Below are 6,315 nucleotides of genomic sequence, written 5' to 3' on the forward strand. Positions count from 1 at the left end.
CCGCTCAACCTGACAAAGCCCCTCGGCGACCTCGGAGACCGGCTTCCTTGTCTCGATCACGATGCGTACAGCACCCTCGCGGAACTCGGTGTTGTACGGCTGCTTCTTGGACCCCATGAACCTCAACTTCCCCTGCAATCACGGGCTCCACGCTACGAGGGGAGGGACACATGCGCCCCACTGAATTCGAACCCCTGAGGGTGTGTCACTGGAGCCAGCCGCGGCGTATGGCTTCGGCGCCGGCTTCGAAGCGGGAGCGGGTGCCGAGGCGGGTCATGAGTTCGGCCATCATGCGGCGGGCGGTGCGTACGCCGATGCTGAGTCTGCGGGCGACGATCGCGTCGGTGTGCCCTTGGGCGAGCAGGCGCAGCAGTTGTCGTTCCTGCCCGGTCAGTCCGTTGTCGTCATGTTCGCGGTCTGCGGCGGTCCCGAAGTCATCCGCCTGGTCCCAGATTGCCTCGAAGAGTGCGGCGAGCGCGGTGAGGATGCCGGGGCCTTGCAGCTGGACGGCGCCGCGACGGGTGTTGTCGGGGTCGACGGGCAGCAGTGCGGCCTGTCCGGTGAACAGGACCATGCGTAGGGGCAGGGTCGCGGCGGTGCGTACCTGCGCGCCCCGGGAGGTGAGCCAGCGGGCGTAGTCCAGTGTTGCGGGGTCGTTGCGCACGGAGGCCTGGTACAGGGTGCGCACGGGGATGCCGCGTTCCAGCAGGGTGGCGTCCAGGGGGTGGGAGGCGTCGAGTGTGGCCTGGGTCTGTGCGCCGCCGGGCATGAATGACATCAGGGGTGCGGTGGCGTCATGGGCCAGTTGTTCCAGGCGGGTCTGGATCTCCTCGATGCCGGAGAGGATCTCGACGTGGTGACGGCCGGTTTCGGCTTCGGCGTGCTGGTGCAGCAGGGTCATGGCGGCGACCTGGGCGTCGGCGAACTCCTGTTGGGCGTGACGGAGTTCTTTCTCCCGCATGGCGAGCAGGAGCTGGATGCCGACGGTGGGGGGAACCGGGCGCAGTCCTTCTTCTGCTTGCGGGGAGGTGCGCAGCAGGTTCAGTTCGGCGAGCTGGTCGAGGGCGGCGCGTATGTCGCTGTCGGGCAGTGCCAGGCTCTCGGCGAGTTCGGCGATGCCGTGCCCGGGTTCTTCGAGCATGAGCCGGTAGACGGCTTCGGCGGTGCGGTCGATTCCGAGCGGGTGCAGCTGCGACATGAACGTCCTTGCCTGAGTTTTCGTCGCGCCGTCCGTGACGGTACCCGTGAGGCAGGCAGCTTGCTGCCCGGAAGCTTCCTGCCTGGGCGGAAACCTGGGCAATGTCCGTCTCACGTTTCAAGATCAGCACATGCATATGGTGACCGTGGTCCTGAGCGGGCCGCAAAGCACTGCCCTGTCCGCTGATGTGCTGGACATCCTGTGGGTCGTCGCGTCTTTCGAACACGGGGTGGAACACCTGCACGTCAATCGCCCCGAGACCGGTGGGCTTGGCCATCTGACGTTCTTCATCAAGGCCACGACGCAGGAGAGGGCCGTGGCGTTGGCGCACGCGGTCACCTGCCGGGCACTGGAGAACTCACCGGCGCTGTCCGGCTGGTGCCTGGCACCGGGCCGACTGTGAGGCAGGACGCTGCCAGGCCGCCTCCTGCCAAGTTGATCTTCTTCCTTTCGGGCTGCCCGGTGAGCAGTGTTGATCCCACGCCGGACGCAGGGTCCTCTGAGCAGTCCCCGCCCGAACCGTCACTTCGCCCATCCCGTCAAAGGAGCACCATGTCCGTCCTCCGTCGACCGCTCGCCGCAGCCGTCATCGCCCTCGCCTTCGACACCGCCCTGACCACCGGGGCCGGACTCACGGAATTCTCCGACTCCGGGACGAAGCTGCACAGTCAGGGCCCTCAGGACTCCGCCGGATGGGGATAGCAGACCACCCGCCCATGACTACCGCATGACGATGCAGGTGAGGACTTCCATGTCAACTCCGACCACCCTGTCCACAAACACCACACCAGCTATGGCCCCGGTTTCCCGCTTCGGCGTGTGGCTCGGCCCTCTCCTGGCACTTGGCGCCACCGCCATCTGGTCCGGGAACTTCGTCATCGCCCGTCATCTGGGCGATGTCATCCCTCCCGTGCAGACCTCCTTCTGGCGATGGGTGATCGCCCTCGCAGCTGTCGCTCCCTTCGCCATCCGCGGACTCCTGCGCGAGCGCCAGGCGGTGCGCCGGCACGCCGGTCTGATCGTGCTCGCTGCCCTGCTCGGGGTGACCTTGTTCAACACCCTGATCTACATCGCCGGGCAGTCGACGTCGGCGACGAACTTGGCACTGATCGCTGCCGCATCCCCCGCGGTGATCGCGGCGTTCGCCTTCGCAGAAGGAGAGCGCATGACCGCCATCCGCGCCACCGGCATGGCCGTCGCGTTCATCGGCGTGGTCACCCTGGTCTCCAAGGGAAGCATCACCGCGCTGCTCTCGATGGACTTCCGGGCCGGCGACCTGTGGATGCTCGCCGCGATGGCGACGTTCGCCGGCTACTCCGCGCTCCTCAAGCGCAAGCCGTCCACGATCTCCGGCCCCAGCTTCCTCCTGGCCACCTTCGCCGCAGGCGCCGTGATGCTCGCTCCCGTCTACGCCGTTTCTCTCGCACTTCAGGGAGCCTTCGCACCTAGCGGTGCCACCGTCGGTCCCTTGCTCTACATCGGCATCGCCTCCTCCGCGATCGCCTTCTACACCTGGAACAAAGCCGTCTTGCTCATCGGCGCCACCCGCGCCGGGGTCATTTACTACCTCCAGCCCGTATTCGTCGCCTGCGTGGCCTACCTCGCCATCGGCGAACACATCACGCTCATCCAGATCCTCTGCATGGCCGCCATCATCACCGGCGTCGCCCTGGGTGCCAAGCGCTGAAACCACCCCTGAACCACCACTGAAGGAACAGCTCATGTCGCTTCACATCAACGCCGCCCGCCTGCTCTCCGACCTCACCCACCTGTCCCAGATCGGGGCCGGCCAGGACGGTGCCCTGTGGCGCATCGCCGGCACCAAGGCCGACTGGGCCGGGCGGGACTGGTTGGACAAGACCATGCGCGTGGAAGGCCTGCACACCTACTACGACCAGACAGGCAACGTCTTCTCCCGCCGCAAGAACACATCCGGCCCCTGGCTGCTCATCGGCTCACACGCCGACACAGTGCCCGCCGGAGGCCACCTGGACGGTGCCTACGGAGTCATCGCCGCCATGGAAGTCCTGCGCACCCTCCACGAGCAGAACCACCCGCTGGCCGACCACGTGGAGAGCGTGGCCTGGTTCGACGAGGAAGGCGTACGCCCGGAGTCGGCCGGCGGCCTGGTGGGCTCCACCGCGCTCGCGAACTCTGCTCACGCCCATGACCTGGTGGGCTACCTGGAAATCCACATCGAGCAGGGCCTGCGCATGGAGAAGGCCGGCCTCGATCTGGCACCCGTCACCGGCATCGTCGGAGTACGCCGCTACCAGGTATCGGTATCTGGGCAAGAGAACCACGCAGGCACCACCATGTGGGCGGACCGGCAAGACGCCGGACGCGTGGCCGCCCGCATCGTCGCCGAGCTGAAGAACATCATCCTGGCCACCGACCCGATGGGGATCGGCAACGCCGGCGTCATCAGCTTCGGCCCCGGAGCGGCCAACGTCGTGCCCGGCACCGCGAGCACCGAGCTGGAGATCCGCGCCTCCTCCGACACCGCCCTGGACGACATCGAAGCCGAACTGGACCAGACCCTGTCACGTATCGCTGCCGAGGAGAACTGCGCCGCGGAACTGGCCCGTATCTCAGCCAAGCCCGCCGCACACTTCGACAAGCGCGTCCTGGACGCCGTCGATGAGACCTGCCGGGAGAAGGGACGCACGGATCAGCTGCTCTCCTATGCCGGACACGACGCATCAGTGATCTCCACGCGCCTTCCCACCGCGATGATGTTCGTGCCCTCCACCGGCGGGTTTTCCCACTCCAACAAGGAACACACACCCGATGAACAGCTGGTCCTGGGCACTCAGGCACTGCTCGAGTCGGTACTGAAAGTAGCGCCGATGCTGTTGGAGTACCCCAGCTCCTCCGTAGCACTGGCAGCGTGAGACAGCGCTCCCCAGACCGTCCGGTCAGGGAGATGGGTGGCACGGCGAAGGCGTCGGTGCCCTCGGGTGCTCCACACGCCAGGAGGGTCACGGACACGATCACCGCGTTCCTCCAGCCGGTTCCGGAGCCGACCCGCCCGGTCGTCCGCAAGAACAAGCCGGCGCGGACGGTCCCGCCGCAGGCTGGGGCACCGGTCCGGCCGGCGGGGCTGGGCACGCTGGCCGGGTGGGAGACCGAGGTCGTGCTGCCGGTGAGCGGGACGTTGACCACCCCGAGCAAGGGCAGCCCCCGCCCGGACGCCGTCCTGACCGCTCCGCAGGCCGGTGTGCCGGTGCTGTTCGTGGAGGTCGACAACGGCACCGAAGGCCCGCAGATCGTCGCGGACAAGATTCTCAAGTACCGCAGGTTCTTGCGCCGCACCGTCAAGGACACCAATGGCCACGACATCCCGATGTGGCAAACGCTCTACAGCGACCACGGCCGCAGGGCGGGGTATCCGCCGCTGGCGATCGTGTTCACCAAGCAGGTCGGGCCCGAGGCGATGACGAACCGTATGAAGGCCGTCCGGGATCTCTCCACGGAGTGCTGGAAAGGCCACTGGCACAGCGGCAGCATCTACGGAGCGGACGTGAAGGACGGCTACCGCGACTACGACGGAACCGTCCCCGTCATCGTCACCACCCTCGCCCGCCTGCACCAGCACGGCCCGCACGGACCCATCTGGTGGCGCTACGGGCGTTCCTCGTGGGAGACCCTCGAAGCGGCTCTGGACAACCCTGACGACTACCGCGCTTTCCACGCCCGGGAAGAGGAACGCCGCGCCGAGCGCCGCGCCCAGGAGGAGCGCGAGCAGCGCGAGCGGGAAGAGGCCAAGCGGCGGCGGAAGGCCACCGCGTGGGCGTGTCCGACCTGCGGCCGTGACGTCTACCCGAGCGACGGCTGGCAATCCGTACCGCCTGGCAGTGACTGCACCGTGTGTACCCACGCCAAGGAGAGCGAGCGCCAGAAGGCCGAGGAGCGGGCGGCTGAAGAGGCGCAGGCGAAGGCGGAAGCGGAGGCGTGGCGCAAGGAGAACGGCATCTTCGGCTTTCTCCGCCGCTGACACACCGGAGCTCTGCCGGTCTTGGGTGCGGTGTACCGGAGGGGTGGGGCCCTGGCCGGACGGGGCAGGGCCCCGCCCGGGGCGCGCATCCGTGGGGCGGATTTCATACGCCACCGGGCAACCGAGCGGGCGCCGGTCGGGTCACGCACGCGACGCCGCATTCACCCAGGGGGCGGTGCCAGCGGTCAGAGCCAGGTGCCTTCCAGGGCGCGGCGGTCGCCAGTGAGCGCGTAGCGGCGTGCGGCGAGGACGGTTTCGACGTCGCAGCCGATGTCGTTCGCGTACCGGGCGAGGATCTTGTCGACGGCTTCCTGCTCGGACCAGAACGCCGGGGCGAGTTCGAGTGCGCTCTGCCCCAGCCGGCCGCCGACTACGGCCATCTCGTCGACCAGGCGCCGTACCACCGTCGTGTCATCCGGGTGTCGCTCCGCGTCAGCGAGTGCCCGCTCCAGAGCGTCGTCGTCGGCAGCGGTGTCACCGGCCGCGGGGAGTGGATCGCGGCGGAGCTCGTCGACGGCCTGGCCCACGATGGCACGGACCGCGGACCACTCGAGCTGCCCGGCCTGGGCAGCGGCAGTGAGCCGTTCGGTGACGACGGTAGTGAGTTCATCGAGTTGGCCATGGACCTCGCGCAGCGCCCGCTGCGACAACCCCATGTCCACCAGCCCGGCCGCGTCCGTGTCTCCCGCGGGTGACACATCAGCCAGGACACCGGCCGCGCCGATCGCCCGGTTCAGCGCGCCGGCCGACTCGGCAATGTCGATCAGCCGGTACGCCTGCGCCCTGCTGATCCCCAGCTCATCCTGCGCGTACGCACCCCACCCCGAGTGCCCGAGCGCGCCCCATACCCGCGCCCGGTGGGCTTCCCGGACCCGCTGGGCCAGGACCATCGCGGCCCGCCGCGCGTCGTCGATCGCCGCACGCAACTGCTCGGTCAGCCGCAACGCATCATCCCGGCCGACCGGCTCCAGCGCCCCACCCTGTTCCGGCTCTCTCATTGACGCCATGTCTCCATGGTGCGCCAGGCACAGGCGGCTGGGCAGGGGTGCGAGAAGCACAGGCAAGGCGGAAGCGGATGCGCGGCACGGGGAGAACGGCATCTAGAAGTGCACTGAAAATG

At 68.2% G+C, this 6,315-nt stretch carries 7 protein-coding genes; 5 read left to right on the forward strand and 2 right to left on the reverse strand.

The genetic code is table 11. The annotated features are described in order from the left end of the window. Nucleotides 1–205: 205 nt before the first annotated feature. Complete coding sequence (locus J7E89_RS39130) at nt 206–1,198, reverse strand: helix-turn-helix transcriptional regulator (RefSeq protein ID WP_214981121.1); 993 nt, start codon at nt 1,196–1,198, stop codon at nt 206–208. A 130-nt stretch (nt 1,199–1,328) separates the two neighbouring features. On the opposite strand from J7E89_RS39130, the gene J7E89_RS39135 reads away from it, so the two are divergent. From J7E89_RS39135 to J7E89_RS39155, 5 genes are all read left to right on the forward strand, one after another. Next, complete coding sequence (locus J7E89_RS39135) at nt 1,329–1,601, forward strand: hypothetical protein (protein ID WP_251061703.1); 273 nt, start codon at nt 1,329–1,331, stop codon at nt 1,599–1,601. Nucleotides 1,602–1,750: 149 nt separating this feature from the next. Continuing rightward, entirely contained in the window at nt 1,751–1,900 is a 150-nt protein-coding gene (locus J7E89_RS39140) for a hypothetical protein (protein WP_214981123.1), read from the forward strand. A gap of 49 nt (nt 1,901–1,949) precedes the next feature. Beyond that, on the forward strand, nt 1,950–2,885 hold the full coding sequence (locus J7E89_RS39145; RefSeq protein ID WP_251061704.1) for a DMT family transporter: 936 nt from the start codon (nt 1,950–1,952) through the stop codon (nt 2,883–2,885). Nucleotides 2,886–2,919: 34 nt separating this feature from the next. Then, on the forward strand, nt 2,920–4,092 hold the full coding sequence (locus tag J7E89_RS39150; RefSeq protein WP_214981126.1) for a M20/M25/M40 family metallo-hydrolase: 1,173 nt from the start codon (nt 2,920–2,922) through the stop codon (nt 4,090–4,092). After that, a complete protein-coding gene (locus J7E89_RS39155; RefSeq protein ID WP_214981128.1) occupies nt 4,089–5,195 on the forward strand; it encodes a replication-relaxation family protein in 1,107 nt (368 codons plus the stop codon). The genes J7E89_RS39150 and J7E89_RS39155 overlap by 4 nt, the downstream gene beginning before the upstream one ends. A gap of 185 nt (nt 5,196–5,380) precedes the next feature. On the opposite strand, the gene J7E89_RS39160 is transcribed toward J7E89_RS39155, so the two are convergent. Then, nucleotides 5,381–6,202 (reverse strand): hypothetical protein, encoded by an 822-nt coding sequence (locus J7E89_RS39160; RefSeq protein WP_214981130.1) that lies wholly within the window; start codon nt 6,200–6,202, stop codon nt 5,381–5,383. Between the last annotated feature and the right edge of the window lie 113 nt (nt 6,203–6,315).

This window comes from Streptomyces sp. ISL-100, assembly GCF_018614615.1.
GTDB lineage: Bacteria > Actinomycetota > Actinomycetes > Streptomycetales > Streptomycetaceae > Streptomyces.

What these genes read in the sequence shown, in the direction of transcription:
- J7E89_RS39135 (WP_251061703.1), top strand. Translation starts at nt 1,329, where the DNA reads ATGCATATGGTGACCGTGGTCCTGAGCGGGCCGCAAAGCACTGCCCTG.
- J7E89_RS39150 (WP_214981126.1), top strand. Translation starts at nt 2,920, where the DNA reads ATGTCGCTTCACATCAACGCCGCCCGCCTGCTCTCCGACCTCACCCAC.
- J7E89_RS39140 (WP_214981123.1), top strand. Translation starts at nt 1,751, where the DNA reads ATGTCCGTCCTCCGTCGACCGCTCGCCGCAGCCGTCATCGCCCTCGCC.
- J7E89_RS39130 (WP_214981121.1), bottom strand. Translation starts at nt 1,198, where the DNA reads ATGTCGCAGCTGCACCCGCTCGGAATCGACCGCACCGCCGAAGCCGTC.
- J7E89_RS39145 (WP_251061704.1), top strand. Translation starts at nt 1,950, where the DNA reads ATGTCAACTCCGACCACCCTGTCCACAAACACCACACCAGCTATGGCC.
- J7E89_RS39160 (WP_214981130.1), bottom strand. Translation starts at nt 6,202, where the DNA reads ATGGCGTCAATGAGAGAGCCGGAACAGGGTGGGGCGCTGGAGCCGGTC.